This window comes from Mycobacterium sp. KBS0706 (genome assembly GCF_005938675.2).
Classification (GTDB): Bacteria; Pseudomonadota; Alphaproteobacteria; order DSM-16000; family Inquilinaceae; genus Inquilinus.
Map to the genome: position 1 here is coordinate 1 of NZ_VCCH02000299.1, position 925 is coordinate 925.

Sequence of the window (925 nt, forward strand, 5' to 3'; positions counted from 1 at the left end):
TGAGGGCGGCGGCGCCAATCATCAGGCATCACGTCGAAGCATGCGGGTCCTTCCCGGACGGTCGTGTCCCCCCGGGTGGTGTAGGAGCTGTGGGTAAGAGGCCCGCCGCAGCGACCGCCGAGAGTTAGGCGGCGGTGGGCCCCTTATCCACAGCGGGCGGTCATCCGCGGTTCTCCGGTAGGGTTCGGTTGGTGACACCCAACCTGGAACCGAAGGAACCGAAGATGACCGATGACATGATGGCCCTGCGCGGGCTGATGGAGAAGAGCGCCGATGCGGATCTGCTGCGGGAGATGATCGGGTTCGCGGCCCAGCGGCTGATGGAGCTGGAGGTGACGGCGAAGACCGGCGCAGCCTTCGGCGAGAAGAGCCCGGAGCGGCTGGCCCAACGCAACGGCTACCGCGAGCGCGATTGGGAGACCCGGGCCGGGACGGTGGAGCTGCGCATCCCGAAGCTGCGGACGGGCAGCTACTTCCCCGGTTTCCTGGAGCCGCGGCGGTTGGCGGAGAAGGCGCTGGCGGCGTCCAGGAGGCCTACGTCCAAGGGATCTCGACCCGCTCGGTGGACGAGCTGGTCCGTGCCATGGGCGGTTCGGGGGTCTCCAAGAGCCAGGTGTCGCGGCTGTGCGAGGAGATCGACGAGAAGGTCCAGGCCTTCCTGACCCGCCCGATCGAGGGCGACTGGCCGTATCTCTGGATCGATGCCACCTACGTCAAGGTCCGCCAGGCCGGCCGGATCGTCTCGGTCGCGGTGATCGTGGCGGTCGGCGCCAACACCGACGGCCGCCGCGAAGTGCTGGGCCTGGATGTCGGCCCGTCGGAGGCCGAGACCTTCTGGACCGAGTTCCTGCGCGGCCTCGCCCGCCGCGGCCTGCGCGGCGTCAAGCTGGTGATCTCCGATGCGCATGAGGGGCTGAAGGCCGCC

General features: G+C 69.2%; 1 pseudogene. It reads left to right on the forward strand.

Annotated features, from left to right (window positions below):
- Nucleotides 1-224: 224 nt before the first annotated feature.
- Nucleotides 225-925: pseudogene (locus FFK22_RS41930) on the forward strand (IS256 family transposase); the annotation flags it as partial.